This is a genomic window from Enterobacter cloacae complex sp. I3 (genome assembly GCF_014896175.1).
GTDB classification, from domain to species: Bacteria; Pseudomonadota; Gammaproteobacteria; order Enterobacterales; family Enterobacteriaceae; genus Enterobacter; species Enterobacter bugandensis.
The window spans coordinates 23,928-49,704 of record NZ_JADBQZ010000024.1 but is presented as its reverse complement, the minus strand read 5'-3'; the positions used below and the strand labels follow the sequence as shown (position 1 = coordinate 49,704).

The 25,777-nt window shown below is 57.3% G+C and carries 28 protein-coding genes; 6 read left to right on the top strand and 22 right to left on the bottom strand.

Annotation, left to right across the window (positions count from 1 at the left end; translation table 11 throughout):
- Positions 1–9: 9 nt before the first annotated feature.
- Complete coding sequence (gene yfcF, locus IM271_RS18205; RefSeq protein ID WP_049000425.1) at positions 10–654, bottom strand: glutathione transferase; 645 nt, start codon at positions 652–654, stop codon at positions 10–12.
- A gap of 140 nt (positions 655–794) precedes the next feature.
- On the opposite strand from yfcF, the gene yfcG reads away from it, so the two are divergent.
- The 4 genes from yfcG to IM271_RS18185 all read left to right on the top strand — a co-directional run bounded on the left by yfcG (position 795) and on the right by IM271_RS18185 (position 3,329).
- Entirely contained in the window at positions 795–1,424 is a 630-nt protein-coding gene (gene yfcG / locus IM271_RS18200) for a GSH-dependent disulfide bond oxidoreductase (RefSeq protein WP_028013949.1), read from the top strand.
- 75 nt (positions 1,425–1,499) lie between these two features.
- On the top strand, positions 1,500–1,868 hold the full coding sequence (gene folX / locus IM271_RS18195; RefSeq protein ID WP_028013950.1) for a dihydroneopterin triphosphate 2'-epimerase: 369 nt from the start codon (positions 1,500–1,502) through the stop codon (positions 1,866–1,868).
- Between the two features lie 13 nt (positions 1,869–1,881).
- The gene (locus IM271_RS18190) at positions 1,882–2,775 is read left to right on the top strand and encodes a TIGR01777 family oxidoreductase (protein WP_047367995.1); all 894 of its coding nucleotides are present in this window, start codon (positions 1,882–1,884) and stop codon (positions 2,773–2,775) included.
- 44 nt (positions 2,776–2,819) lie between these two features.
- On the top strand, positions 2,820–3,329 hold the full coding sequence (locus IM271_RS18185) for a GNAT family N-acetyltransferase (protein ID WP_047367996.1): 510 nt from the start codon (positions 2,820–2,822) through the stop codon (positions 3,327–3,329).
- A 99-nt stretch (positions 3,330–3,428) separates the two neighbouring features.
- On the opposite strand, the gene hisP is transcribed toward IM271_RS18185, so the two are convergent.
- The 15 genes from hisP to pdxB form a co-directional block, all read right to left on the bottom strand.
- Complete coding sequence (gene hisP, locus IM271_RS18180; protein ID WP_010433274.1) at positions 3,429–4,202, bottom strand: histidine ABC transporter ATP-binding protein HisP; 774 nt, start codon at positions 4,200–4,202, stop codon at positions 3,429–3,431.
- A gap of 8 nt (positions 4,203–4,210) precedes the next feature.
- Positions 4,211–4,927: an ABC transporter permease gene (locus tag IM271_RS18175; RefSeq protein ID WP_028013953.1), complete on the bottom strand. Its 717-nt coding sequence runs from the start codon at positions 4,925–4,927 to the stop codon at positions 4,211–4,213.
- Complete coding sequence (locus IM271_RS18170; protein WP_028013954.1) at positions 4,924–5,610, bottom strand: histidine ABC transporter permease HisQ; 687 nt, start codon at positions 5,608–5,610, stop codon at positions 4,924–4,926. The genes IM271_RS18175 and IM271_RS18170 overlap by 4 nt, the downstream gene beginning before the upstream one ends.
- Positions 5,611–5,697: 87 nt before the next feature.
- On the bottom strand, positions 5,698–6,480 hold the full coding sequence (gene hisJ, locus IM271_RS18165; RefSeq protein ID WP_193052975.1) for a histidine ABC transporter substrate-binding protein HisJ: 783 nt from the start codon (positions 6,478–6,480) through the stop codon (positions 5,698–5,700).
- Positions 6,481–6,693: 213 nt separating this feature from the next.
- On the bottom strand, positions 6,694–7,476 hold the full coding sequence (argT, locus tag IM271_RS18160) for a lysine/arginine/ornithine ABC transporter substrate-binding protein ArgT (RefSeq protein WP_028013956.1): 783 nt from the start codon (positions 7,474–7,476) through the stop codon (positions 6,694–6,696).
- 290 nt (positions 7,477–7,766) lie between these two features.
- Entirely contained in the window at positions 7,767–8,336 is a 570-nt protein-coding gene (locus IM271_RS18155) for a UbiX family flavin prenyltransferase (RefSeq protein ID WP_028013957.1), read from the bottom strand.
- Positions 8,337–8,424: 88 nt separating this feature from the next.
- Positions 8,425–9,942, bottom strand: coding sequence for an amidophosphoribosyltransferase (gene purF, locus IM271_RS18150; protein WP_014884664.1), 1,518 nt, complete (start codon positions 9,940–9,942; stop codon positions 8,425–8,427).
- 33 nt (positions 9,943–9,975) lie between these two features.
- The gene (gene cvpA, locus IM271_RS18145) at positions 9,976–10,464 is read right to left on the bottom strand and encodes a colicin V production protein (RefSeq protein ID WP_000262116.1); all 489 of its coding nucleotides are present in this window, start codon (positions 10,462–10,464) and stop codon (positions 9,976–9,978) included.
- A 164-nt stretch (positions 10,465–10,628) separates the two neighbouring features.
- Positions 10,629–11,321: a cell division protein DedD gene (gene dedD / locus IM271_RS18140; RefSeq protein ID WP_045259684.1), complete on the bottom strand. Its 693-nt coding sequence runs from the start codon at positions 11,319–11,321 to the stop codon at positions 10,629–10,631.
- A complete protein-coding gene (folC, locus tag IM271_RS18135; RefSeq protein ID WP_028013959.1) occupies positions 11,311–12,579 on the bottom strand; it encodes a bifunctional tetrahydrofolate synthase/dihydrofolate synthase in 1,269 nt (422 codons plus the stop codon). The genes dedD and folC overlap by 11 nt, the downstream gene beginning before the upstream one ends.
- Before the next feature lie 70 nt (positions 12,580–12,649).
- Positions 12,650–13,555: an acetyl-CoA carboxylase, carboxyltransferase subunit beta gene (gene accD / locus IM271_RS18130; protein ID WP_003861408.1), complete on the bottom strand. Its 906-nt coding sequence runs from the start codon at positions 13,553–13,555 to the stop codon at positions 12,650–12,652.
- A 154-nt stretch (positions 13,556–13,709) separates the two neighbouring features.
- Complete coding sequence (locus tag IM271_RS18125) at positions 13,710–14,369, bottom strand: DedA family protein (RefSeq protein ID WP_008502599.1); 660 nt, start codon at positions 14,367–14,369, stop codon at positions 13,710–13,712.
- Positions 14,370–14,397: 28 nt separating this feature from the next.
- On the bottom strand, positions 14,398–15,210 hold the full coding sequence (gene truA / locus IM271_RS18120) for a tRNA pseudouridine(38-40) synthase TruA (RefSeq protein WP_041908896.1): 813 nt from the start codon (positions 15,208–15,210) through the stop codon (positions 14,398–14,400).
- Positions 15,210–16,223 carry an aspartate-semialdehyde dehydrogenase gene (locus tag IM271_RS18115; protein ID WP_028013962.1) on the bottom strand — a complete coding sequence of 338 codons (1,014 nt, stop codon included), beginning with the start codon at positions 16,221–16,223 and terminating at the stop codon, positions 15,210–15,212. The genes truA and IM271_RS18115 overlap by 1 nt, the downstream gene beginning before the upstream one ends.
- Positions 16,224–16,290: 67 nt before the next feature.
- A complete protein-coding gene (gene pdxB / locus IM271_RS18110; RefSeq protein ID WP_045631484.1) occupies positions 16,291–17,427 on the bottom strand; it encodes a 4-phosphoerythronate dehydrogenase PdxB in 1,137 nt (378 codons plus the stop codon).
- Between the two features lie 113 nt (positions 17,428–17,540).
- Between pdxB and flk the strand changes: the two genes are divergently transcribed.
- A complete protein-coding gene (flk, locus tag IM271_RS18105; protein ID WP_028013964.1) occupies positions 17,541–18,545 on the top strand; it encodes a flagella biosynthesis regulator Flk in 1,005 nt (334 codons plus the stop codon).
- Positions 18,546–18,634: 89 nt separating this feature from the next.
- On the opposite strand, the gene IM271_RS18100 is transcribed toward flk, so the two are convergent.
- Together IM271_RS18100 and fabB are read right to left on the bottom strand one after the other, a co-directional pair.
- On the bottom strand, positions 18,635–19,813 hold the full coding sequence (locus IM271_RS18100; protein ID WP_045259679.1) for an MFS transporter: 1,179 nt from the start codon (positions 19,811–19,813) through the stop codon (positions 18,635–18,637).
- Positions 19,814–19,881: 68 nt separating this feature from the next.
- On the bottom strand, positions 19,882–21,099 hold the full coding sequence (gene fabB / locus IM271_RS18095; protein WP_023336433.1) for a beta-ketoacyl-ACP synthase I: 1,218 nt from the start codon (positions 21,097–21,099) through the stop codon (positions 19,882–19,884).
- A 158-nt stretch (positions 21,100–21,257) separates the two neighbouring features.
- Between fabB and mnmC the strand changes: the two genes are divergently transcribed.
- The gene (mnmC, locus tag IM271_RS18090; RefSeq protein WP_193052974.1) at positions 21,258–23,255 is read left to right on the top strand and encodes a bifunctional tRNA (5-methylaminomethyl-2-thiouridine)(34)-methyltransferase MnmD/FAD-dependent 5-carboxymethylaminomethyl-2-thiouridine(34) oxidoreductase MnmC; all 1,998 of its coding nucleotides are present in this window, start codon (positions 21,258–21,260) and stop codon (positions 23,253–23,255) included.
- Between the two features lie 53 nt (positions 23,256–23,308).
- On the opposite strand, the gene IM271_RS18085 is transcribed toward mnmC, so the two are convergent.
- From IM271_RS18085 to mepA, 4 genes are read right to left on the bottom strand one after another with little or no spacing between them, the layout of a single operon-like run.
- Entirely contained in the window at positions 23,309–23,584 is a 276-nt protein-coding gene (locus tag IM271_RS18085) for a YfcL family protein (protein ID WP_028013966.1), read from the bottom strand.
- 13 nt (positions 23,585–23,597) lie between these two features.
- Positions 23,598–24,143, bottom strand: a complete 546-nt coding sequence (locus IM271_RS18080) for an elongation factor P hydroxylase (protein WP_045259677.1) — start codon at positions 24,141–24,143, stop codon at positions 23,598–23,600.
- Positions 24,143–24,952, bottom strand: a complete 810-nt coding sequence (locus tag IM271_RS18075; RefSeq protein WP_041908882.1) for a sulfite exporter TauE/SafE family protein — start codon at positions 24,950–24,952, stop codon at positions 24,143–24,145. The genes IM271_RS18080 and IM271_RS18075 overlap by 1 nt, the downstream gene beginning before the upstream one ends.
- The gene (gene mepA / locus IM271_RS18070) at positions 24,952–25,776 is read right to left on the bottom strand and encodes a penicillin-insensitive murein endopeptidase (RefSeq protein ID WP_193052973.1); all 825 of its coding nucleotides are present in this window, start codon (positions 25,774–25,776) and stop codon (positions 24,952–24,954) included. Before mepA ends, IM271_RS18075 begins: the two co-directional genes overlap by 1 nt.
- Between the last annotated feature and the right edge of the window lies 1 nt (position 25,777).

The window sequence follows — 25,777 nt, the reverse complement described above, 5'->3', positions numbered from 1 at the left end:
CAGGGCTTATCAGCCCGCGCGCTTAGCGGAGAGTGCCACATAGCGCTGTACGGAGGCTCGCTGCCACTGGAACGCCGCATAGTCCACCAGCAGTTGAGGGACCTCATCGCCGTTGAGGATCAAACGGTTCAGCATCAGCGCCAGATCGGTATCGGCAATACACCATTCACCGAACAGGTTCGGGTTGCCGTGAGCGAGCAGCGAGGTTGCAGTTTCAATCAGCTTTTGCGCGCTGTCGACGCCTTCTGCGCTGAGCGCTGGCTTTTTCACACCGGCAAACACGACATCCGTGGAGCGCTCGACGCGAATCGGCACCAGGTCGCTACGCAGCCACGCCTGGATCTGCCGGGCGCGGGCGCGCTTTTGCAGATCGTGAGGATAGATGCGCTCCCACTCCGGCGGCGCAAAACGATCTTCCAGATATTCATCGATCGCCGAAGATTCGCTCAGTGCAAAACCATCCAGTTCCAGCACCGGCACGCGTCGCGTCAGGTCGTAACCCTGCCACTGGGGTTTGAGGTGTTCACCACCGTCGAGATCGACGGTCTTCAGCGTAAAAGAGAGCCCCTTTTCGGCCAGCGCGACGTAAACGCTCATAACATAGGGAGAAAAGAAATTTGCATCGGACCACAACGTAATTACGGGCTGGTTCATAACATCCTCATCGGCTGATCGGTTTTTACTCAACATATAATCTCTTTGCTTCGCTGTCACTTGATGAAAACTCACGATTTACAACAAGCACCTATACTCATTTGTCATGGCACCACTATTCGCATGGACAGGAGTTGAGAATGATTGACCTTTATTACGCCCCTACCCCAAACGGCCACAAGATCACCCTCTTTCTCGAAGAAGCCGAACTGGATTACAGAATCATCCGCGTGGATATCAGCAAAGGCGAACAGTTCAACCCTGTGTTTTTGGCTATCTCGCCCAACAATAAAATTCCGGCCATTATCGATAGTCAGCCAGCGGACGGAGGCAGGCCGTTAAGCCTGTTTGAATCCGGTGAAATTTTGCTTTATCTGGCAGAGAAAACCGGCAAGCTGCTGAGCGGTGAACTGCGCGAGCGTCACCACACTCTGCAGTGGCTTTTCTGGCAGTCAAGCGGCTTTGGGCCGATGCTGGGGCAGAACCACCACTTCACCGCCTTCGCGCCTCAGACCATTCCCTACGCCATTGAGCGATATCAGGTTGAAACCCAGCGTCTTTACGGCGTTCTGAACCAGCGGCTGGAGAAAACGCCGTGGCTCGGGGGCGACCATTACAGCATTGCCGATATCGCCTGCTGGCCGTGGGTAAATACGCATGATAAACACCGGATTGACTTAGCGTCTTACCCGGCGGTGAACAACTGGTTTGAGCGTATCCGGACCCGCCCGGCCACCGAACGCGCAATGCAAAAAATCCAGCAGGTTTAATCACCTATGAGGCTGGGTGGCTGAGAGGCTCTCATGTATTATGGGCGGGAAATACTGACACGGAGAAGACCTGCAATGTCACAGCCAGACGCTATTATTCGTATAAAAAATTTACGCTTGCGCACGTTCATTGGTATCAAAGAGGAAGAGATTGCCAACCGTCAGGATATCGTCATTAATGTGGTGATTCACTACCCGGCAGACAAAGCGCGGGCCAGTGAAGACATCAATGACGCACTGAACTATCGCACGATCACTAAAAACATCATCCAGTACGTGGAAAACAACCGCTTCTCTCTGCTGGAGAAATTAACTCAGGATGTGCTCGATATCGCACGCGATCATCACTGGGTCACTTATGCTGAAGTAGAGATCGATAAACTTCACGCCCTGCGCTACGCCGACTCCGTCTCCATGACGTTAAGCTGGCGACGCCAGGCGTAAACCTGGAGGTTGTATGAAGATTCTGCTGACCGGCGGTACAGGCCTGATTGGGCGCCATCTCATTGCGCGTTTGCAGGCGCTGCATCACGACATTACCGTAGTGACCCGCAGCCCGGAGAAAGCGCGCCAGGTGCTGGGCGCGGGGGTCGATATCTGGAAAGGGCTGGCCGATCGGCAGAATCTGGACGGCTTCGACGCCGTCATCAACCTTGCGGGCGAACCCATCGCCGATAAGCGCTGGACCGAAGAGCAGAAACAGCGGTTGTGCAGCAGCCGCTGGAACATCACCGAGAAGCTGGTTGAGCTGATTCGCAACAGCCAGACCCCGCCGTCGGTGCTGATTTCAGGCTCTGCGACGGGCTATTACGGCGATCTCGGCGAAGTGGTGGTGACCGAGGAAGAGCCGCCCCACAACGAGTTCACCCATAAACTCTGCGCCCAGTGGGAGCGCATCGCCTGCGCGGCGCAAAGCGACAATACCCGCGTCTGCCTGCTGCGTACCGGCGTAGTGCTTGCGCCGAAAGGCGGCATTCTGGGTAAAATGCTTCCGCCCTTCAGGCTGGGGCTCGGCGGGCCGATCGGCAACGGGCGACAGTACCTGGCCTGGATCCATATCGACGATATGGTGAACGGCATTATCTGGCTGCTGGATAACGATCTGCGCGGGCCGTTTAACATGGTTGCGCCGTATCCGGTGCGAAATGAACAGTTTGCCCACGCGCTGGGGCATGCCCTGCATCGCCCGGCGATTTTACGCGTGCCTGCGACGGCAATTCGCCTGTTGATGGGCGAAGCGTCCGTGCTGGTGCTGGGCGGTCAGCGCGCGCTGCCAAAACGGCTGGAAGCGGCGGGGTTTGCGTTTCGCTGGTATGACTTAGAAGAGGCGCTGGGGGATGTGGTACGCTGAATATGTTACAGTGATACGCCATGTTCCGATGAAATGGCGTAACAATGGCAACCATCACCACTCCCCGGCTTCATCTCACCCCTTTCGAACCCTCTGACTGGGCGTTCTTCCGCTCGCTGCGCGAAAACCGCGACATCATGCGCTATATGGCCGCGATTGCGCCTGAGAAAGAGACCCGACGCGTGTTTGCCGCACGCCTGATGGCGGAGCATGTCTTCGTGATCCGCTTTCTGAATGAAGATACGCCGCTGGGCGATATCGGCCTGCAAATCAGCCCTGAGAATCGTGAAGAGGCGGACATCGGCTACACGGTTGTGCCTGCCGCGCAGGGAAAAGGCATCGCCAGCGAGGCGCTGCGCGCGGTATGTGACTACGCGTTTAACCAGACCGGCGTGAAGGCGATTAACGCGTACGTGCTGGCGGACAACGGCGGGTCTGTGCGGGTGCTTGAGAAAGCCGGGTTTGTGCGCACGCAGGTGCTTGAAAAGGCGTATGAGATTGACGGTGTGCGGTATGACGACTGGGTGTATCGCCTGGAGTGTGGTGCGGCCTGAATGCCGGGCGGCACTGCGTTTGCCCGGCCTGGGGTTTTGTAGGCCCGTTAAGCGAAGCGCCACCGGGCGATTGGGTTGCACTGCGGGCTGATGCCCTCTTTATTTCAGAGATCCTTTAAGGAACTGCTGCAAACGCGGGCTCTGCGGGTTTGCCAGCACCTCGTCAGGGTGCCCCTGCTCTTCAATTTTCCCCTGATGCAGGAAAATCACGTGGTTCGAGACGTTACGGGCGAAGCCCATCTCGTGCGTCACCACCACCATCGTTTTGCCCTCTTCGGCCAGCTTCTGCATGATGCGCAGCACTTCGCCGACGAGTTCCGGGTCCAGCGCGGAGGTCGGTTCGTCGAACAGCAGCACTTCCGGCTCCATCGCCAGCGCGCGGGCGATGGAGACACGCTGCTGCTGGCCACCGGAGAGGTGTACCGGATACTTCATCTGCTGGCGCTCATCGATCCCCACTTTCGCCAGGTATTTCACCGCGCGTTCCCGGGCTTCCTGCTTGCTTAAGCCGAGCACCTGAACCGGCGCTTCCATCACGTTCTCCAGCACCGTCATGTGGCTCCAGAGGTTGAAATGCTGGAACACCATCGTCAGTCGCGTACGCAGCAGGCGCAGCTGATGCTTATCCGCCACCTTCAGCTGGCCGTCTTTGTCACGCACCAGATTGATGTTCTGCCCGCTCACCACAATCGAGCCTTCGCTCGGCTTTTCGAGGAAGTTAATGCAGCGCAGGAAGGTACTTTTACCCGAGCCGGATGAACCGATGATACTGATTACGTCGCCTGCGTTAGCCTGCAGCGACACCCCTTTCAGCACTTCATGTTCGCCGTAGCGTTTGTGCAAATCAATAACGTTTAATTTGTTCTCAGCCATCATCTTTCTCAGTGCGTCGAAGAAGGTTTTATATGCTGCAACCAGCGTTTTTCAGCCTTACGGAACAGGCTAATCAGAACATACGAGATAATTAAATAGAGCACCGCCGCAATGCCAAACGCGGTAAACGGCTGATAGGTCGCGGAGTTGATATCGCGCGCGATTTTGAGCAGGTCTGGCACCGTGGCGGTAAAGGCGAGCGCGGTGGAGTGCAGCATCAAAATCACTTCGTTGCTGTAGGCCGGTAGCGCAATGCGTAGCGCCGACGGCAGAATAATGCAGCGGTAAAGCTTCACCGAGGAGAAGCCGTACGCGCGCGCGGCCTCGATCTCACCGTGCGGCACGGAACGAATGGCCCCGGCGAAAATCTCGGTGGTATAGGCGCAGGTGTTGAGCGTTAGCGCCAGCACCGTACAGTTCAGGCCGCTGCGGAAGAACGCATTCAGCATTTCCGTGCCTTTTACGATCTCCAGCGTATACATCCCCGAATAGAACACCAGCAGCTGCACATACAGCGGCGTGCCGCGAAACACATAGGTAAACAGCCAAATCGGGAACTGAATAAATTTATTGTTCGACACGCGACCGATGGCGAGAAACACCGCCAGAATGCCGCCCATCACCACGGAAGAAATCAGCAGCCAGAGTGTGATCGCCACGCCGGTAAAGCGGTAGCCATCCGTCCAAAGCAGGGATTTCCAGTATTCCTGAATAATCTCAATCACAGGTCAGCCCTCTTCACACCCACGGAGTAGCGACGCTCGAGCAGAAGCAGCACACCATTGGAGACGGTCGTAAAGACCAGATAGATCGCGCCGCAGACCACCGCAAAGTAGAACGGCTCCCAGGTGCTCTTGCCCGCCAGCTGAGTCGCTTTCACGACGTCTTCCAGACCGAGCAGCGAGACCAGCGCCGTCGCTTTGAGGATAACCTGCCAGTTGTTACCGATGCCCGGCAGCGCATAGCGCATCATGGCCGGGAACATAATCCGGCGAAACGTTTGTGAAGAGGTAAAACCAAATGCGGTTGCCGCTTCAATGTGTCCTCTGGGAACCGCCATGTAAGCGCCACGGAAGGTTTCCGTGAAGTAGGCACCGTAGATAAAACCGAGGGTGATAATACCGGCCACCATCGGGTCGATATCAATTTGTCCCATGCCCATCGCATCCGTCACGCTGTTCAGGGCAATCTGCAGGCCGTAAAAAATAAGCAGCATCAGCACCAGATCGGGTACGCCGCGAATGAGCGTGGTATAGCCTTCGAAAATGAGCGCCAGCGGTTTGTTAGCCGAAAGCTTCGCCCCTGCGCCCGCCAGACCTATCAGCACCGCCAGCACCACGGAGCTGATAGCCAGCTCAAGGGTGACAAGCGCGCCCTGTAAAATAACGCCAGAAAATCCGTACAGCATACCGCGAGCCCTGTCGTATCGTGAGTGGTAAACCGTGTCTTATCCCCTCCCCCAGCGGGAGGGGCCGCACGTTATTTGACGGAGCGATTAGCCGCCGTACACATTGAAATCGAAGTACTTTTTCGCCAGCTTGTCGTAGGTGCCGTCAGCGCGCATTTCAGCAAACGCTTTGTTCAGAGCCTCACGCAGTTCGTTGTCTTCCTTACGCAGGCCCATACCGGTACCCACGCCAAAGAGCTTCTCATCCTTAATGGACGGACCGCCGAACTTGTAATCTTTGCCTACCGGCTGCTTCAGGAAACCTTCGCTTGCCGCGACTTCATCCTGGAATGCCGCATCAATACTGCCTGCCGTCAGGTCTGCATAAATATTTTCCTGGCCCTGATAGGAGACGATTTCGATCCCCTTCGGCGCCCAGTGTTCGTTACCGTAGGTTTCCTGCGTGGTGCCCTGCAGCACGCCTACGCGTTTCCCCTTCAGCGACTCGAGGGTCGGTTGAATGTCAGAAGACTTAGCCACTACCAGACGTGAATCGGCCGCATAGAGCTTGTCGGTGAAGGCAATCTCTTGCTGACGTTTCTCGGTGATGGAAAGCGAGGACATAATCACGTCTATTTTTTTAGCTTTCAGTGAAGGGATCAGCGCATCCAGCGGGTTCTCTACATAAGTACACTGTGCTTTGATGCGTTTGCACAGCTCATTGGCCAGATCGATGTCAAAACCCACCAGTTCACCCTTTGAATTCTTCGATTCAAACGGCGCGTAGGTTGGATCGGTGCCAATACGAATTTTCTGCGGAATGGCTGCAAAGGCCGCGGTGGCGCTGGAAAAGGCCAGTACCAGAGATAATGACAACACGAGTTTTTTCATATTTGTCCTCAACAAACTGTCTTCATACGGTTTTTTTACGACGACGGGGTGGGGTTAATGTGCCATTAATTCACGCTGTCAGGCAAAGAATAATGCCTTTCAGAAGGGAATTTTTGCATTATAAATGCTTAAGCATGCACGTAGTGACCCAATATGGTGCACAAATTGCACCATATTGAATCATCCACACCCGCGACGCACCACGCTGGTGCGTTAGTCACCGTAGACGTTGAAGTCGAAGTATTTCTTCGCCAGTTTGTCGTAGGTACCGTCTTTGCGCAGCTCCGTGAATGCTTTGTCAAAGGCGGCTTTCAGCTCTTTATCGTCCTTACGCAGGCCGATGCCGGTGCCGTCACCAAAGTATTTTTTGTCTTTCACGGACGGGCCCGCAAAGGCGTAATCTTTACCGGCCGGCTGCTTCAGGAAGCCTTCGCTCGCCGCGACTTCATCCTGGAATGCGGCATCCAGACGGCCTGCCGCCAGGTCAGAGTAGATCAGATCCTGGTTCTGGTAAGCCACCACGTCGACGCCCTTCTCGCGCCAGTTGGCATTCGCGTAACCTTCCTGGGTCGAGCCCTGGAGCACGCCCACATGCTTGCCTTTCAGCGAGTCGATGGTCGGCTGGATCGGGGAACCTTTCGCGGCAATCAGACGCGAATCCGCAGCGTAGAGCTTGTCAGAGAAGGCAATCTCCTGCTGGCGTTTTTCGGTGATGGAGAGAGAAGAGATAATGGCGTCGATTTTCTTTGCCTTCAGCGACGGGATTAACGCGTCAAAGTCGCTGCCCACCCATGTGCATTTCACTTCCATACGTTTGCACATTTCATTTCCCAGATCGATATCAAACCCCACGAAATCGCCTTTCGCATCCTTGGAAGAGAATGGCGCGTAGGTTGCGTCTGTACCGATACGAACCGTCTGTGGAAGCGCTGCGTAGCTACCTGCCGCCGCACTTAACCCCACCAGCAAAGACAGAGCCAGAACCGTCTTCTTCATACATTTACCCTCAAGTACCGTGATTTTATTATGTATTGTGTTGTGTGTTGTGTTGCAGGCTTCTCTTGCAGGTCTTATGCCACATTGCCGTCTGGTCAAAAGTTCGACGTTAAATATATTAATAAAACGTTGCGATATTGCCTTAATGGTGAAAGATAGCAGGTCTGCCGAACGAACCGGAAAGAGAAAAAGGGAAAAAGCGAATTAAATGTCGAGGATATGATCGCCGTTGCATAATTGCCCTGAAACAGGGCAACGTCTCTTTTCATGCACAGCATTTGTGCACAGAATCAGGCTCCCTGCCAGCGGGTGAAGAGGTCTTCGGGCAGGTCGATGTCAAACTGATCCAGCACGCGATTGACGGTCTGATTGATCACATCGTCCAGCGACTGCGGTCTGTGGTAGAACGCCGGCACTGGCGGCATGATCACTGCGCCCAGCTCGGCGGCCTGGGTCATGAGGCGCAGATGGCCCAGGTGCAGCGGCGTTTCCCGCACGCAGAGCACCAGCGGGCGGCGCTCCTTCAGCACCACGTCCGCCGCGCGCGTTACCAGCGTGTCGGTATAGCTGTTCACAATCCCGGAGAGCGTTTTGATTGAACAGGGCAGGATCACCATACCGGCGGTTTTAAACGAGCCTGAGGAGATGCTGGCGGCGATATCGCGGGCATCGTGAACCACGTCCGCCATCGCCTGGACATCGCGCAGGGAGAGATCCGTTTCAAGGGAGAGGGTTTGCCGCGCCGCCTGGCTCATCACCAGATGCGTTTCCACTTCTGCCACGTTACGCAAAACCTGTAGCAGGCGTACGCCGTAAATCGCGCCGCTGGCACCGCTGATGCCTATTATGAGTCGTTTCATGATTTCGCCCTTGCTGAATTCTGGGCTGACTGTGCAGGATTTTGCGGGGAGTTGCAAGTGAGGGCGAGCGCCCTCACCTGCGGAGAGATTAACCTTCGTTGTGCATCTCTAAGCTTTCGAGATCGTTTTGCAGCTGAACGGCTTTCGCATCGTCGTTGCGCAGCGAATCAAGGTAGTCGAGGTACTGCTGGTCAACGTCTTTCGTCACGTAGACGCCATTGAACACGGAGCATTCGAACTGCTGAATCTCCGGATTCTCGGCGCGCACCGCGTCGATGAGATCGTTCAGATCCTGGAAAATAAGGCCGTCGGCACCGATGATCTGGCGAATCTCATCCACTTCACGGCCGTGAGCAATCAGCTCGTTGGCGGTTGGCATATCAATGCCGTACACGTTCGGGAAGCGAATCTCCGGCGCGGCAGACGCCAGGTAGACTTTTTTCGCACCCGCTTCGCGCGCCATCTCGATAATCTGCTCAGAGGTGGTGCCGCGAACGATGGAGTCATCCACCAGCAGAACGTTTTTGTCGCGGAATTCTGCGCGGTTGGCGTTCAGCTTACGGCGCACCGACTTACGGCGCAGGTGCTGGCCCGGCATGATAAACGTGCGGCCAACGTAGCGGTTCTTCACGAAGCCCTGACGGTACGGCTTGTCCAGAATGCGGGCGATCTCCAGGGCGATATCGCAGGAGGTTTCCGGGATAGGAATCACCACGTCAATGTCGAGATCGTCCCACTCGCGGGCAATCTTCTCGCCGAGCTTCGTGCCCATATTGACGCGCGCGCTGTAGACGGAAATCTTGTCGATGAACGAATCCGGACGGGCAAAATAGACGTATTCAAACAGGCACGGGTTGCTGACCGGGTTGTCGGCACACTGACGGGTGAACAGCTGGCCCTTCTCGGTGATATACACCGCTTCGCCCGGCGCAACGTCGCGCAGGAATTCGAAGCCCAGGGTATCCAGCGCCACGCTCTCAGAGGCAACCATATATTCGGTACGGCCATCGCCGAGGTCGCGCTTGCCCAGCACCAGCGGACGAATGCCGTTTGGATCGCGGAAGGCGACCATGCCGTGACCGATGATCATCGCCACGCAGGCGTACGCACCGCGGATCTGGCGGTTGGTCGCGGCAATGGCAGCGAAGATATTGTCTGCTTCCAGCGGGTAGTGACGGAAGTTATCCAGCTCGCTGGCGAACACATTGAGCAGGATTTCTGAATCAGAGGTGGTGTTAATGTGGCGACGTTTCTCTTCGAACAGCTTCTTACGCAGCTCATGAGCGTTGGTCAGGTTGCCGTTATGGGCAAGCGTGATGCCATACGGTGAGTTGACGTAGAAAGGCTGTGCCTCAGAGGCGCTGGAACTGCCAGCAGTAGGATAACGAACGTGACCGATCCCCATATTACCTTGCAGACGCTGCATATGGCGGGCTTCAAACACATCGTTTACCAGGCCATTGGCCTTACGTAAACGGAAGCAGTTGTTTGCATCAATGGTGATGATACCCGCAGCATCCTGCCCACGGTGCTGAAGCACCGTTAACGCGTCATAAATCGACTGGTTGACCGGCATGAAACCGGCGATACCGACAATACCGCACATTCGTCTTTTCCTCGTTAAGCCACATCTCAGGGTTTATGCCCTGGGCAAAAAACTCGACGAGCTTTGCAGATAGTCAAAGAACCATCTGATGATGAAGCTGAACTCTGGAATGAGCTGCGATTTTTGCCAGTCTTCGCTTTTGGAGAACCCGGTGAAGGTATCCAGGAAGAACAGGATCGCGGCCACAATCAGCACGCCTCGTAATGCCCCGAAACAGATCCCGAGTACCCTGTCCGTTCCTGACAGACCGGTTTTCTCGACCAGCTGACCTATCACGTAATTCACGATAGCGCCGACAATCAGCGTCGCGATAAACAGCACCGCGATGGCGATTCCATTTCGGACCAGTTCATCTTCAAAGCCCGTGAACCAGACAGACAGGTAAGTGTAGTAATGACTGGCAACAAAGAAAGCACAACCCCAGGTTACCAGCGATAACGCTTCACGAACAAAGCCACGGATCAGGCTAACCAGACAGGAAAAACCAATCACCGCAATGATGGCGTAATCAATCCAGACCATATGTGTCCCACGATTAAACGCCCTGTCATCCAGTTCGGGGCGAATTCTAACAGAAAAAGAAAACGTTTGCGTAGGGATTTCCTTCCCGCGCGTAAATAAAAAAGGCGCTGAAAAAATGTTCAACGCCGTGGCTTATCGCCTCTCTCTAAAGGAGCAGGTCGTACTTAGTTCGCGCTGTAGCTCATCACCACACCACTCAGCCCGGAGATCTGCTTCAGCTCGCCCAGCGACCCTTTCAGCTTGTCTTTCGACGCCTCCGGCCCCACGAGGATACGGGTAATTTTACCCTGTACCGGCGTGGAAGGTGAAGTGTAAACGCGATAGCCCGCGCTGCGCAGTTTACCCACAACCTCGTTGACTTTATCGGCGTTTTTCAGCGCCCCCAGTTGCACAACGTAGGCTTTGCCGGTCGGCGCTGCGTCTTGCTTCGCAGGTGGTGGGGTTTCAGACGCTGCAGCCAGCTGCTCTGCTGCTTTATCTCGCTGTTGCTGAGGCTTCGGCTGCGGTTTTTCTACCGGCTTCGGTTTTTCAACAGGCTTAGGCTTCTCTACCGGTACCGGATCGATCTCGATGTTGTTATTCGCCGCCAGACGCGACGGGTCGAGTGACGGTGCAGCGGCATCGCCCGCGCGAACTTCTTCCGCCGCCCCTTCAGGCGGCTGAGCAGGCAGCGCCTGGGTCGCCGCAGGCAGCATATCCGGCTCATCGCGGTCGCCCGGCTTCGGCACCAGCGGAATGGCTGCAAACTCGTCCTGATAATGTTTTTTCTGCCCGTCGAGCAGCCCGGGAAGAATAATCACCCCGAGCGCGACCAGCACAATGGTTCCTGTTAAACGGTTCTGAAACTTACTCGCCACCGGTTCTCCCCGCGTCCATCACTTCCATGACATGTGCCACCGTGTGGAAAGAGCCACACACCAGCACGGTATCTTCTGGTTTAGCATCCGCCATCGCGGCATGCCAGGCCTGCGCCACGCTACTGTAGATTGCACCTTTACCGAGATGTTCCATCAACTGCTCAGCAGTCGCACCGCGCGGCCCCTCCAGAGGAGCACAATACCAGCTATCGACCACACTCTCCATGCAGGCCAGCGTACCGCCGATATCTTTATCATGAAGCATACCGATAACCGCCAGCACGCGCCCGGTTTTTGGTAACGATTTGAGACGTCCTGCGAGATACGCCGCCGCATGCGGGTTGTGCGCCACGTCCAGAATCAGACGCGGTGACTCGCTGACTATCTGGAAACGACCGGGCAGCAGCGCATTCTGAATGCCGTCACGGATCGCCTGCTCACTTACAGCTAATCCGCTGGCGCGCAGTGCCGCCAGCGCGGTTGCCGCGTTAGGCTGTGGCACCTGCGGCAGCGGCAGATTCTCCAGAACGCCCTGCGCATCGCTAAAGCGCCAGCCGTTGCCCTGCACCTCATACTGCCAGTCAACGCCTCGGCGCAACAGATGTGCGCCCTTCTCTTTCGCCACGTCGGCAATGGTATGCGGCATGTCCGGCTCGCCCACCACGGCGGGCTTATTCGCCCGGAAAATACCGGCCTTTTCGCGGCCAATGCTTTCACGGTCCGGGCCCAGCCAGTCGGTATGATCCAGCGCGATGCTGGTGACCACCGCCACGTCCGCATCCACCATATTGGTGGCATCCAGACGCCCGCCCAGCCCCACTTCCAGGATCACCACGTCCAGCTGCGCCTGTTTGAACAGCCACAGCGCCGACAGGGTGCCGTATTCAAAATAGGTTAATGAGGTTTCCCCGCGCGCCGCTTCGATAGCCGCGAACGACGCCGTATGGGCAGATTCCGCCAGCTCGGTGTTCTGCACCCGCACGCGCTCGGTATAGCGCACCAGATGCGGTGAGCTGTAAACGCCAACCTTGTACCCCGCCGCCATCAGGACTGACTCCAGCGTGCGGCAGGTCGTCCCTTTACCGTTAGTACCTGCAACGGTGAACACGAACGGAGCCGGTTTCAGCACGTCGAGACGCGCGGCAACCTGGCTTACGCGCTCAAGGCCCATATCGATGGTTTTACTGTGCAGGTTTTCCAGATAAGAAAGCCACGCGGCCAGGGGCGACGTGGCTTGGGGAATGCTTTTATTTTCCATAATGCCCGGTTGTCATTAACAGGTTATAAAGCAAAAGGGCAGCGCCATCTGGCCCTGCCCTTTTCAGTTATCAGGCCTCGGGTTCCTGATCCGGTACCACCACGCCTTCGCGCGGCTCATCCGGGTTAGGCGCTGGCAGATTCATCAGCTTCGCCAGAATGCTGGCCAGTTTCAGGCGCATTTCCGGACGGCGGACGATCATATCGATAGCGCCTTTCTCAATGAGGAACTCACTGCGCTGGAAGCCCGGCGGCAGTTTTTCACGAACGGTCTGCTCGATGACGCGAGGACCGGCAAAGCCGATCAGCGCTTTTGGCTCAGCGATGTTCAGGTCACCCAGCATCGCGAAGCTTGCGGAGACGCCCCCCATGGTTGGGTCGGTCAGTACCGAGATGTACGGCAGACCGCGCTCCTGCATTTTCGCCAGCGCCGCAGAGGTTTTCGCCATCTGCATCAGGGACATCAGCGCTTCCTGCATACGCGCACCACCGGAGGCGGAGAAGCAGATCAGCGGACAGTTGTCTTCCAGCGCCTGCTCAACGGCACGCACGAAACGCGCGCCGACCACGGAGCCCATTGAGCCGCCCATAAAGGAGAACTCAAACGCAGCGGCAACCACCGGCATCTCGTGCAGGGTGCCCTTCATGACGATCAGCGCGTCTTTCTCGCCGGTCTCTTTCTGTGCAGAGGCCAGACGATCTTTGTATTTTTTGGAATCGCGGAACTTCAGCACGTCTTTTGGCTCAAGCTCGCTGCCCAGTTCTACCAGAGAACCTTCGTCCAGCAGGCTATGCAGGCGGTTGCGCGCCGACATACGCATGTGGTGGTCACACTTCGGACACACCTCAAGATTGCGTTCCAGCTCTGCACGATACAGAACCTGGCCGCAGCTATCACACTTCGTCCATACCCCTTCAGGAATGCTCGCTTTGCGCGTCGGGGTAATGTTGCTTTTAATTCGTTCAATCCAGCTCATTGATAACCTTTCTGCCTGAACCTGGTCGTATGCCAGTTTTGCTATAAGAGGCGAATAATGCCATTTTTGCCTCCAACAGACCATGAATGTTGCACATTAAAACATAACAGCCCGAAACTTTGGATAAAAAAGTGGTCGAACCGCCAGCGTGCATTTACTTCGCTTGCTTTGCTGCCGCGCGTTTGTGACGAATGATTTCAATCACGCCAGGCAGTACGGAAAGCACAATAATCGCTACAATCAGTAACTTAAGGTTTTCCTGAACCACCGGCAAGTCGCCAAACAGATAGCCTGCATAGGTAAAGAGCAACACCCAAAGCAGTGCGCCCACCACGTTATACATTGCAAAATGACGATAGGACATATGGCCCATTCCCGCCACAAACGGTGCAAATGTGCGCACAATAGGCACAAAACGCGCAAGGATAATGGTTTTTCCACCATGACGTTCATAGAAGGCATGGGTCTTGTCTAAATAGCTGCGGCGGAAAATTTTCGAGTCCGGATTACTGAACAACCGCTCACCGAATACCCGGCCAATCGTATAGTTGACCGCATCCCCGACAATCGCGGCAATCACCATCAACACCACCATCAGATGCACGTTCAAATCATTGGTGGGCAGCGCCGACAACGCGCCGGCCACAAACAGCAGCGAGTCTCCCGGCAGGAACGGGGTAACGACCAGACCGGTTTCACAGAACAGAATCAGGAACAGAATGGCGTAAACCCAGACGCCGTACTGCGCGACCAGCTCCGCCAGGTGAACATCAATATGCAGAATGAAATCAATCAGAAAACGTATTACGTCCATATTGTCTAAGCCTTAATTGCACCTTTGTTTAGTCCGCTAAAAACAGCGGGCCCATTGGCGGTTTTGGCAGGTCAAACCGATCCGGATAGTCTACCGAGACCAGATAAAGCCCTTCCGCTTTCGCCGTTGCTGCCGCAAGCGTTCTGTCCTTCGCTGCCAGCAGTTCTGCAATCCAGCTCTCCGGCTGGTGTCCGGCGCCCACTTCCATCAGGCTGCCCACAATATTCCGCACCATATGATGTACAAAGGCATTGGCTTTGATATCCACCACCACATACGCGCCAAAACGACTGACGTTAATGTGCATGACGTTACGCCACGGCGTACGGGACTGACACTGCACCGCACGAAACGACGTAAAGTCATTTTCACCAATCAGACACTGCGCCGCGCGATGCATACGTTCTGCATCGAGCGGTTCATAAAAATGCGTCACACCCTGGCTTAACACAGCCGGACGCAGACGCTGGTTGTAGATGACATAGCGATAGCGACGCGCCGTTGCGCTGAAGCGCGCGTGAAAATCATCCGGCACAGATTTCACCCAACGCACCGCGATGTCACCAGGTAAATTCGCATTTACACCCAGCGTCCAGGCGGCATCCTTACGCACGGCGGTGGTTTCAAAGTGAACCACCTGCCCCGTGCCATGAACACCCGCGTCCGTACGCCCCGCGCACAGGACGTTAATCGGCTCGTTTGCTACCTGAGAGAGCGCTTTCTCCAGCTTTTCCTGAACGCTGCGCACCTCATTCTGACGCTGCCAGCCATAATATTTACTGCCATCGTACTCAATACCGAGGGCAATTTTATGAACCGGCTTTTGATCCACTTCGGACATCAGTACAGATACTCCTGCACCAGCTTCTCGGCGATCTTGACCGCCATCAGCGCGCCGCCAAAGCGAACGTTATCGGCAACGGACCAGAACTGAACCTGCTCCGGCATACCGTAGTCGTTACGCACGCAGCCAACGGAAAGATGCGCGCTGCCGGTGGCGTCGCCCACCTGGGTCGGGAACTCGCTCTCTTCGGAAAGGACGATATCTTCACCGCGGCCAAACGCGTCGCGCGCTTCCTCTGCCGCCAGCGGGCGCAGGGCTTCAAAACCGACCATCTGCGCGTGGCCGTAGAAGACCGGAGACTGTACGACGCTGGCGGAAATCATCAGCCCCTCGTCCTGCAGAATCTTGCGCGCTTCGTCGACGAGACGACGCTCTTCGCGCACGGAACCTTCACGATCCGGCAGCAGCGGCAGCATGTTGAACGCCAGCTGGCGGCCAAAGAAATCATCTTCGTCGATCGGGATGCCATTCAGCAGCTTCGCACTCTGCCCGGCCAGCGCGTCAACGGCCTTTTTACCGTTCGCCGACGCGGACAGCAGGCTGGTGACGGTAATGCGCGACAGGCCGCCGTCGTCAATCAGCGGTTTCAGGGCAGTCAGCAGCTGGCTGGTCAGGCTGTTCGGTACCGCGATAACGTTACGGTTGCGGTAGTCAGCCAGCACAAACGGATTGACGTCTGGGACCACCAGCGGCACGTCCGGCTCCAGGGAGAACAGACCGCTCAGGTCGATCACCAGACAGCCCGAATTGGTCGCCTCTTCAATATAAGACGCCGTGGCTTCAGCACCTGCGGCAAAAAACGCCAACTGCGCCTGGGTCCAGTCAAACGCGGCCGCATCCTGAACCATCACGGATTTACCGCCAAAGCGCAGATGTTCGCCCGCGCTGTCGGTGCGCGCCAGCGCATAGATATCTCCCACCGGGAACTGACGCTCGGCAAGAGTTTCGAGCAGGGCTTCGCCCACGGCACCCGTGGCACCTAAAATGGCAATGTTCCAGCCTTCAGACATGGTGGTTTACTCCAGAAATAAAAAAGCGTCCCTGTCGGCGTATCCGACAGGGAGCATTAAGAAGACATTAATGCGCCGGGTGATGAACGGCGTTAAAACCCAGTTTCTTGAGCAACGTCGCAGCCGCTGCGTCGTCGCACATCACATACAGGGAAGACCACTCGCGGCGCTCAACGTAGTTCTTGCGCAGCTTATCAAATTCACCCGGGATCCCCGCCACCTTACGCAGCAGCGCATCGTCGCGGCGCACATCATACACCAAATGCACCAGCCTTTTCAGCGTTGCCTGATCGAGCGGGCCATGCAGGGTAATGCGGCCAAATTCAGGCGCGGGGAGTAGAGTATCAAGCGCCACCTGCTGCGGATGGCCGATAAAGGCGCTGTAGGCTTCAAACACCTGCGTCGTGCCGCGCGCTTTGCCTTCAAGCGTATAGCCCGCAATATGCGCGGTGGCAACGTCAACCTTGTTCAGCAGCTCAACGTTGAGATCCGGCTCCGGCTCCCAGACGTCCAGCACCACGCTGAGATCGTGTCCTTCATTCAGACATTTCAGCAGCGCGGCATTATCCACCACCGGGCCACGGCAGGCATTAATCAGAATAGTGCCAGCCTTCAGACGGCGAATCAGCGCCTCGTCCGCCAGATGCAGGGACTTATATGGCCCTTCTTTAAACAGCGGCGTGTGGAACGTTAGCACATCGCACTGTTCAACCAGCTCATCCAGCGCGCGGAAATCCTCGTCGTCACCGTTGTCTTTACGCGGCGGATCGCACAGCAGCGTGCGGATACCTAACGCTTCAAGGCGCTTTTGCAGACGCCCGCCGACGTTACCCACGCCGACAATCCCCACGGTGCGGTCTTTCAGCGCAAAACCATCGCGCTCGGCCAGCATCAGCAGCGAGGAGAAAACGTATTCCACGACGGCAATGGCGTTACAGCCCGGCGCGGCGGAAAAACCGATTCCGGCCTGCTTCAGCCACTGATCATCCACATGATCGGTCCCTGCCGTTGCGGTTCCGACAAACTTAATCGCTTTACCGGCAAGCAACGCCTCATTTACTTTGGTCACCGAGCGCACCATCAGCGCGTCTGCGTCATCCAGTTCGTTAACCGGGATCGGGCGACCAGGGACAGCCTTAACGTCGCCGAGGCGGCTAAACAGCTCGCGGGCGTAAGGCATATTTTCATCAACGAGGATTTTCACGTCTGAGTACCTGTTTGAGAGGAAGAAAACCTGCCAAGTGTGCCATAATCTGGCCGCCAGGCATATAAGTATGCCGGGTTTACGCTGAGTTTTGACTTTAAGGATTTTTGACGATGCAGCCCATTTCAGGTACGCCGCCACGCCCTCCGGGTGAAGGCCCTGTCACGCCAAACGTTGCCGGTGAACAGCCACTATCCACGCAACAGCGCACCGTGCTGGAGCGACTGATCACGCGCCTGATAGCGCTGACTTCGCAGCAAAACGCGGAAGTCTGGGCCGGGGTAAAGCATGATTTAGGCGTGAGGAACGACGCACCGCTGCAGTCGCGCCATTTCCCTGCCGCCGAGCAAAATCTCAACCAGCGTATTACGACCGCGCAGCAGAACCACACCACGCGTCAGATTGTCACGCAGTTGACCGAGCTGCTGGGCCAGGGAAATAACCGTCAGGCTGTCAGTGACTTTATCCGTCAGCAGTATGGCCAGACCGCCCTGAGCCAGCTGACGCCAGACCAGCTTAAAACCGTGCTGACGCTGTTGCAGAACAATCAGTTGTCTATTCCGCAGCCTCAGGTGCGCCCCTCAACCGAGCGCCCGCTGCAACCTGCCGAGCACAACACGCTGAACCAGATGGTGACCAAACTGGCCGCCGCCACCGGTGAGTCGACGAAGCTTATCTGGCAATCCATGCTGGAACTGTCCGGCGTGAAGGCGGGCGAGCTGATTCCGGCCAAACAATTTACCCATCTGGTGACCTGGCTCCAGGCGCGCCAGACGCTCAGCACCCAGAGCGCCCCTACCCTGCATACCGTTCAGGCGGCGCTTAAACAGCCGCTGGAACCACACGAGTTCGAGGTGATTCGGGATTACGCCCAGCAGAACTGGCAGGCCACGCCGCAAACGGTACTGACCACCGCGCAGGTGCAGGATGTGCTGAATCAGATCTTTGTTCGCCGCGCCGAGCGGGAAGGCGGCGTGCCGGAGGTAAGAAACGTTCAGCCGATCTACAGCCCGCTGTTTGCGCCCGTTGTGGAGACGTTCAGAACGCTCTCTGCCCGCCCGGGATTAATGTTGATTGCATTATTGATTGCGCTGGCGATTTTCTGGCTGGTTGCCTGAGGATTTGCCCGGTGGCGCTACGCATACCGGGCCTACAACGGCTCGAACCGTAGGCCGGGTAAGGCGCAGCCGCCACCCGGCGACAACAGTTAATTTCTGCGAAACGCCACCAGCGTCACCACGATCCCCACCACCGCAGAAACCGCGCCGGCCAGGAAGACGGACGGGTAGCCAAACGAGGTGGCTAACAGACCCGCCAGCGGCCCGGTTACGCCGTATGAGATATCCTGAAACGCCGCATAGCCGCCCAGCGCCGTACCGCGGACCTGCGGCGCCACGCGCTTCACCACCTCAACGCCCAACGCCGGGAAGATCAGCGAGCAGCCGCAGCCGGTTAACGCCGCACCAAGCAGCGCAACGGAGGCGACCGGCGCCTGCCAGAGCAACACCAGCCCAACGGTTTCAATCACCAGCGATGCCACCGCCACCTTCACGCCGCCAAAGCGATCCGGCATCCAGCCGAACAGGACACGCATCAGGACAAACGCGCCGCCAAAGGCCGTCAGCGTAAAGCCCGCCATTGCCCAGCCGCGGCTCATGAAATAGAGGGAGACGAAGGTGCCAATCACCGCGAAGCCTACTCCCTGAAGCGCCAGCCCCAGCCCTGGCTGCCAGATTTGCCCCACCACACTCCACAGCGAAGGACGTTCGCCTTTATGGGCGGGTACCTTGCGTACCGAACCGTTAAAAGCCCACGCCAGCAGCGGTAATACCATGGTGGTTGCTGCCAGTACCGCAAAACCAAACTGGCTGTGGATCAGCAAACCCAGCGGCGCGCCTGCAGCCAGTGCGCCATAAATCGCCATCCCGTTCCAGGACATCACTTTGCCGGAGCGCGCAGGCCCCACCAGCCCCATCCCCCAGGTCAGGGTGCCGGTCAGCAGCTGGCTTTCACCGAAGCCAAGGATTAAACGGCCCACCACCAGCAGCGCAAATTTATACGCGGCGTCGACCGGCAGGAGAGCGGCCAGCAGCCACGCGCCCCCCGCCAGACCGCAGGCAAACATGCCCTGCAGCGCCGAGCGTTTTGCACCGTGCTGATCGGCCAGCCGTCCTGCGTAGCCGCGGGTTAATACCGTGGCTAAAAACTGAATGCCCACAGCAATGCCGACCATGGTGTTGCCATAGCCGAGTTCCTGATGAACGAACAGTGGGATCACCGGCAGCGGCAGGCCAACGGTCATGTAGGTCAGGAATACCGCAAAGGCGATGCGGAAAAGAGAAAGGTTCCCGGAAGGAGTGCCCTTCTCGGGGGTAACAGCCTTCATGCATAACTCCGTGTTCAGGCATAAAAAAAGGGAGCCTTCCGGCTCCCTTCTATTATACATTCAAACGCTTATGCTTTCAGCTTGCGCATAACCAGTGTGGCGTTGGTGCCGCCGAAGCCGAAGCTGTTGGACATCACGGTGGTCAGCGTCGCTTCCGTTGGTTTGGTCACGATGTTCAGGCCAGCCGCCTGCTCGTCCATCTCGTCGATGTTGATGCTTGGGGCGATAAAGCCGTTTTCCAGCATCAGCAGAGAGTAGATCGCTTCCTGCACGCCCGCCGCACCCAGAGAGTGACCGGTCATGGCTTTGGTGGCAGAGATAGCCGGGCTGTTGTCGCCGAACACTTCACGGATCGCACCCAGCTCTTTCACGTCACCTACCGGAGTAGAGGTACCGTGGGAGTTCAGGTAGTCGATTGGGGTATCAACACCGTGCATCGCCATCTTCATGCAGCGCACCGCGCCTTCGCCGGAAGGAGCAACCATGTCGGCGCCGTCGGACGTTGCGCCGTAGCCCACGATCTCAGCGTAGATGTGCGCGCCGCGTGCCAGCGCGTGCTCCAGCTCTTCAACCACAACCATACCGCCGCCGCCCGCGATGACGAAACCGTCACGGTGCGCGTCATAAGTACGGGAGGCTTTGTCTGGGGTTTCGTTGTACTTGGTGGACAGTGCGCCCATCGCGTCGAACTCACAGGCCATTTCCCAGCCCAGCTCTTCGCCGCCGCCAGCAAATACGATGTCCTGTTTGCCCAGCTGGATCTGCTCAACCGCGTTGCCGATACAGTGTGCGGAAGTCGCACACGCGGAGCTGATGGAGTAGTTCACACCGTGGATTTTGAACGGGGTCGCCAGGCACGCGGAAACCGCAGAACCCATAGCTTTCGTGACCACGTACGGACCTACCGCTTTCAGACCACGCGGGCTACGCATTGCGTCAGCACCGAATACCTGCGCTTTAGAGGAACCGCCGGAACCGGCAATCAGGCCCACGCGCGGGTTGTTCTGATAAACCTCTTCGCTCAGGCCAGAATCTTTGATCGCTTCCTGCATGGAGAGATAAGCATAAATAGAGGCATCGTTCATGAAACGAACCACTTTGCGGTCAATCAAACCGGTGGTGTCCAGTTTGACGTTACCCCATACGTGGCTACGCATACCTGAATCTTTAAACTCTTCAGAGAAAGTGATCCCGGAGCGTCCTTCACGCAGAGATGCCAGGACTTCCTGCTGGTTATTACCGATGCTGGAAACAATGCCCAGGCCAGTAATCACTGCACGTTTCATTCAATACCTCTGTAAGTCGCACTATAAAAAGTTTCGAGTCGCACAATAGCGTACACTTGTACGCCGAACAAGTCCGATCAGACATTTTCTGCGGAAATTTGCACCGATGGACTCACATCGTTAAGATCGTGCCACTGCCTGTCAGACGAGTAACTTACGTGAAACAAAACGCTATACAACCCGCCAACCTCGAATTCAACGCTGAGGGTACACCTGTTTCCCGAGATTTTGATGACGTCTACTTTTCTAATGATAACGGACTCGAAGAAACCCGCTATGTTTTCCTCGAGGGAAACCAGCTCAGCGCCCGCTTCCCTGCGCACCCGCGCAGCCTGTTCGTTGTTGCGGAAAGCGGATTCGGCACCGGGCTCAATTTTTTAACCCTCTGGCAGGCGTTTGACCAGTTTCACGCTGCGCACCCCGAGGCTACGCTACAAAGATTACATTTCATCAGTTTTGAAAAATTTCCGCTTACCGCGCACGATCTGCGGCTCGCCCACCAGCGCTGGCCGGAGCTTGCAGCCTGGGCGGAGCAGCTTCAGGCGCAGTGGCCGCCGCATATCGGCGGCTGCCACCGTCTGATTCTGGACGGCGGACGGGTGACGCTGGATTTATGGCTGGGCGACATTAACGACCTGACCGATACGCTCGACGACGCGATGAACCAGACGGTGGACGCGTGGTTCCTTGACGGCTTTGCGCCCGCCAAGAACCCGGACATGTGGAGCCAGCATCTGTTTAGCGCGATGGCCCGGCTGGCGCGTCCCGGCGCAACGCTCGCCACCTTTACCTCGGCCGGCTTTGTTCGCCGCGGCCTGCAGGACGCGGGCTTTACCATGCAGAAGACCAAAGGCTTTGGCCGCAAGCGCGACATGCTGGTCGGCACGATGGAACGGACGCTGGACATTCCCGCTCGGGCTCCCTGGTTTGCGCGCAGCGCCAGCGCATCGCGCGAAGTGGCGATCGTTGGCGGAGGAATTGCCAGCGCCCTGCTCTCTCTCGCGCTGCTGCACCGGGGCTGGCAGGTGACGCTCTACTGCGCTGACGAGGCACCAGCCAGCGGCGCGTCCGGCAACCGCCAGGGCGCGCTTTACCCGCTTTTAAGCGCGCACGACCCGGCCCTGTTCCAGTTTTTCCCCGCGGCCTTTACCTTCGCCCGTCGCCTGTACGACGCGCTGCCAGTGGCATTCGACCATGACTGGTGCGGCGTGACGCAGCTCGGCTGGGATGAAAAGAGCCAGCAAAAAATCGCCCAGATGCTGTCGCTGGGTCTGCCGGAGGAAATTGCCCGTGAGGTCAGTGCGCAAGAGGTGGCAGACATGGCGGGCGTGGAAACCGGCTGTGGCGGCATTCAATATCCGCTCGGCGGCTGGCTGTGCCCGGCTGAACTGACCGCGGCGGCGATTAGCCTGGCGCAGTCACGCGGGCTGAGGGTGCATTATGCTCATAAGGTTGAATCGCTTAGCCGGTCAGAACGGTGGACTCTGCATTTTGCTGATGGCAAAGCGGCACACCATGCCAGCGTTGTGCTGGCAAACGGACATAACATCAGCCAGTTTATCCAGACCGAGACGTTGCCGGTTTATCCGGTCGGCGGCCAGGTAAGCCATATCCCAACCGCGCCCGAACTGAGCAAGCTGCGCCAGGTGCTGTGCTATGACGGCTATCTGACGCCACAAAATCCGTCTAACGGACATCACTGCATCGGCGCCAGCTACCATCGTGGCGAAGCGGATATGCGCTACAGCGAAGCGGATCAGCAGCAAAACCGCCAGCGCCTGATTGACTGCTTCCCGGACGCGGCGTGGGCGAAAGAGGTTGACGTGAGCGAGGGCGAAGCGCGCTGCGGCGTGCGCTGCGCGACCCGCGATCATCTGCCGATGGCGGGAAACGTGCCGGACTATGAAGCCACGCTTGAACTCTATCAGGATCTGGCAGAAAACAAGGAAACGGCGGTAAGTGCCCCGGTTTATCCGGAACTGTTCATGCTGGGCGGATTAGGATCGCGAGGATTGTGCTCCGCGCCGCTGCTGGCTGAAACGTTAGCCGCGCAAATGAGTAATGAACCTGTTCCGCTGGACAGAACCACGCTTGCGGGGCTGAACCCGAATCGACTGTGGGTACGGAAACTGCTGAAGGGGAAAATGGTTAAGTAGGGTGCGGTCGAATCCCCTCTCCCCAAAGGGGAGAGGGAAGAGAGGGCAGCGGCTTAGCGTTTAGCCTGCTGGAATAAATTGTCCCACATCCCCAGCACCAGAGACTGGTCGCGCGGAGAGAGCTCCCCGGCCAGAATGGCTTTTTCCAGGCTGCGCGTGACTTCAGCGTGAACGGCGTCGGCAGAGTGATCGTCACCTGCTTCCAGCTCGGCTACCGCCAGCGTCAGGTGACCACGCAGATAACCGCTGGCGAACAGCTCATCATCACTGGCGTGTTCCACCATGTCATCAATTAACGCCAGAATGCGTGATTCAAATTCTGCGATCATCTTCTTTCCTCTGTTAAAGATCTTCCGGCCAAGGGAAGCATTCCGCCGTGATCTCCGGCGTGTGGTAATAATTCTGTAAAGCCTCGATCAGGCGCGCCGGACGTTCCGGGATGCCTTTCTCAAGATACTCCATCACCTGCGCATGAACGCGGCGCTGGAAGACGATACGGTCTGGCTCAAAGTCACCTTCAAGGTTGTCACAGCTCACGTTGAACGGGAAACCCGCCGCCACGCAGAACAGCCATTCCAGCGCCTGCGGCTTCACTTCCACGTCCTCAAACTGGCCCTGGGTGGCGGCGTCGCGCCCGTCCGGACAGTACCAGTAACCGAAGTCCACCAGCTCGCGACGCGCTTTCCCCGCGATGCACCAGTGCGAAATCTCGTGCAAACCGCTGGCGTAAAAGCCGTGGGCAAAGACGATGCGGTTGTACGGAACCTCTGCATCAGCAGGAAGATAGATCGGTTCGTCGTCGCCTTTAATCAGACGGGTATTAAAATCATCAGCAAAACAGCTATCGAAGATCTCAATCAGCTGTTCGTATTTATGCGTACTGTTCATTAGTTCATCCCCAACCAGGTGAGGATCTCCTGTCCATGGCTGTCATAAAGAAGTTTGGCGCTCATCACCGCCGAGACGACAACAATCATCGGGCGGATCAGCTTTTGCCCTTTGCTTAATACCAGACGCGAGCCTGCGCGCGCGCCCAAAAACTGCCCTGCCATCATCACAAACCCGGTTGCCCAGATAACCTTGCCGCCAATGATAAACAGCAGCAGGCCGCCGACGTTCGAGGTCGCATTCAGCACCTTAGCGTGGGCGGTGGATTTGGCGAGGTTAAAGCCGGCCAGCGTCACGAACGCCAGCGCGTAAAACGAGCCTGCCCCCGGGCCAAAGAAGCCGTCGTAAAAGCCGACGCAGCCACCGGCAATCAGCGCAAACGGCAGGCCGTGCAGCCGCCGCGCCCGGTCTTCCTCACCGAGTTTAGGCATCAGCAGGAAATAGAGACCGATGCAGATAACCAGAATCGGCAGGATCTGGCGCAAAATATCCGACTGCACGTGCTGCACCAGCAGCGCGCCCGACGTTGAGCCGATAAAGGTCATCAGGATATTGAGCTTTTGATCGGCGAGATTCACCACCTTGCGGCGGATAAAATAGAGCGATGCCGAGAGCGAGCCGCCGCAGGCCTGCAGCTTATTGGTGGCAAGCGCCTGCGCCGGGCTCATGCCCGCCGCCAGCAGCGCGGGCACGGTTAACAGCCCGCCGCCGCCCGCGAGCGCATCGATAAAACCGGCCAGCATGGCCACAAAGAACAGCACCACCAGCAGCAGCGGTGACACCATAAACAGATCGACGAAATTATCCATTAAAGTACATGCTCATCCAGTAGCGCCTGGCAGGAAGGCGGCAACGGAGGCGGTGTCTTCTTCTCAGGCTTAGAGGTTCCAGGTTTTGCCGGCTCAAACCAGCTTTGCAGTTCGTAACCACAGCCATCGCCTGGCGGCGGTAGCGGCTGATCTTCACATTCCAGGCTGTTCGCCGGGCAGCGCAGACGAACGTGCATATGCGCACGATGCTGGAACCACGGGCGCACTTTGCGCAGCCAGTCGCGATCCGTCCCCGCATCCAGGCAAAGCTGCTGCTTGATCGCCGGGTTGACGAAAATCCGCGTGACGTCGTTATCTTTCGCCGCCAGCTTGATCAGGCTCGAAATATCCCGTGACCACAGTGATGGCACTACGCTTTTGCCGTCGCGCGACACCAGATCCAGCGCCTGCGGCTTCAGCAGCTGCGCAGACGTCCAGCGCGTTTTCGGCAGCTGCAGGAAGATGTCGACATCCAGTCCGGTCTGGTGGCTGGCGTGCCCGCCGTTAAAGCGACCACCGGCAGGCATCCCCATATCGCCAATCAGCATCGTCCCCAGCCCCAGGTTATGTACCTGGTTCCCCAGTCGCTGAATGAACAGCACCAGATCAGGGTGGCCGAAGTAACGACGCTGGTCGGTACGCATCACCTGATAGGTATCTGATTGCAGCGGCAGCTCCTGCGCGCCCACGATACAGCCGTTAGAGAAGGTGCCGATGGACTGCGCGCTTCCCGCCACCGGATGGGTGATTTTTTGCCACGGCGTGGCGGCCAGACTGGCTCCACTGGCCAGCAGCGCCAGCAGAGCAATTGCGGTTTTTTTCATG

Coding starts and splice junctions, on each gene's coding strand:
- truA (WP_041908896.1), bottom strand. CDS start 15,210: ATGTCCGAAGTGGATCAAAAGCCGGTTCATAAAATTGCCCTCGGTATT.
- IM271_RS18085 (WP_028013966.1), bottom strand. CDS start 23,584: ATGATCGCAGAATTTGAATCACGCATTCTGGCGTTAATTGATGACATG.
- IM271_RS18190 (WP_047367995.1), top strand. CDS start 1,882: ATGAAGATTCTGCTGACCGGCGGTACAGGCCTGATTGGGCGCCATCTC.
- IM271_RS18075 (WP_041908882.1), bottom strand. CDS start 24,952: ATGGATAATTTCGTCGATCTGTTTATGGTGTCACCGCTGCTGCTGGTG.
- folC (WP_028013959.1), bottom strand. CDS start 12,579: ATGGAAAATAAAAGCATTCCCCAAGCCACGTCGCCCCTGGCCGCGTGG.
- cvpA (WP_000262116.1), bottom strand. CDS start 10,464: ATGGTCTGGATTGATTACGCCATCATTGCGGTGATTGGTTTTTCCTGT.
- IM271_RS18080 (WP_045259677.1), bottom strand. CDS start 24,143: ATGAACAGTACGCATAAATACGAACAGCTGATTGAGATCTTCGATAGC.
- folX (WP_028013950.1), top strand. CDS start 1,500: ATGTCACAGCCAGACGCTATTATTCGTATAAAAAATTTACGCTTGCGC.
- IM271_RS18100 (WP_045259679.1), bottom strand. CDS start 19,813: ATGAAGGCTGTTACCCCCGAGAAGGGCACTCCTTCCGGGAACCTTTCT.
- IM271_RS18115 (WP_028013962.1), bottom strand. CDS start 16,223: ATGTCTGAAGGCTGGAACATTGCCATTTTAGGTGCCACGGGTGCCGTG.
- hisP (WP_010433274.1), bottom strand. CDS start 4,202: ATGGCTGAGAACAAATTAAACGTTATTGATTTGCACAAACGCTACGGC.
- yfcF (WP_049000425.1), bottom strand. CDS start 654: ATGAACCAGCCCGTAATTACGTTGTGGTCCGATGCAAATTTCTTTTCT.
- IM271_RS18125 (WP_008502599.1), bottom strand. CDS start 14,369: ATGGACGTAATACGTTTTCTGATTGATTTCATTCTGCATATTGATGTT.
- yfcG (WP_028013949.1), top strand. CDS start 795: ATGATTGACCTTTATTACGCCCCTACCCCAAACGGCCACAAGATCACC.
- hisJ (WP_193052975.1), bottom strand. CDS start 6,480: ATGAAAAAACTCGTGTTGTCATTATCTCTGGTACTGGCCTTTTCCAGC.
- accD (WP_003861408.1), bottom strand. CDS start 13,555: ATGAGCTGGATTGAACGAATTAAAAGCAACATTACCCCGACGCGCAAA.
- purF (WP_014884664.1), bottom strand. CDS start 9,942: ATGTGCGGTATTGTCGGTATCGCCGGTTTCATGCCGGTCAACCAGTCG.
- IM271_RS18170 (WP_028013954.1), bottom strand. CDS start 5,610: ATGCTGTACGGATTTTCTGGCGTTATTTTACAGGGCGCGCTTGTCACC.
- fabB (WP_023336433.1), bottom strand. CDS start 21,099: ATGAAACGTGCAGTGATTACTGGCCTGGGCATTGTTTCCAGCATCGGT.
- IM271_RS18155 (WP_028013957.1), bottom strand. CDS start 8,336: ATGAAACGACTCATAATAGGCATCAGCGGTGCCAGCGGCGCGATTTAC.
- argT (WP_028013956.1), bottom strand. CDS start 7,476: ATGAAGAAGACGGTTCTGGCTCTGTCTTTGCTGGTGGGGTTAAGTGCG.
- IM271_RS18185 (WP_047367996.1), top strand. CDS start 2,820: ATGGCAACCATCACCACTCCCCGGCTTCATCTCACCCCTTTCGAACCC.
- mepA (WP_193052973.1), bottom strand. CDS start 25,776: ATGAAAAAAACCGCAATTGCTCTGCTGGCGCTGCTGGCCAGTGGAGCC.
- flk (WP_028013964.1), top strand. CDS start 17,541: ATGCAGCCCATTTCAGGTACGCCGCCACGCCCTCCGGGTGAAGGCCCT.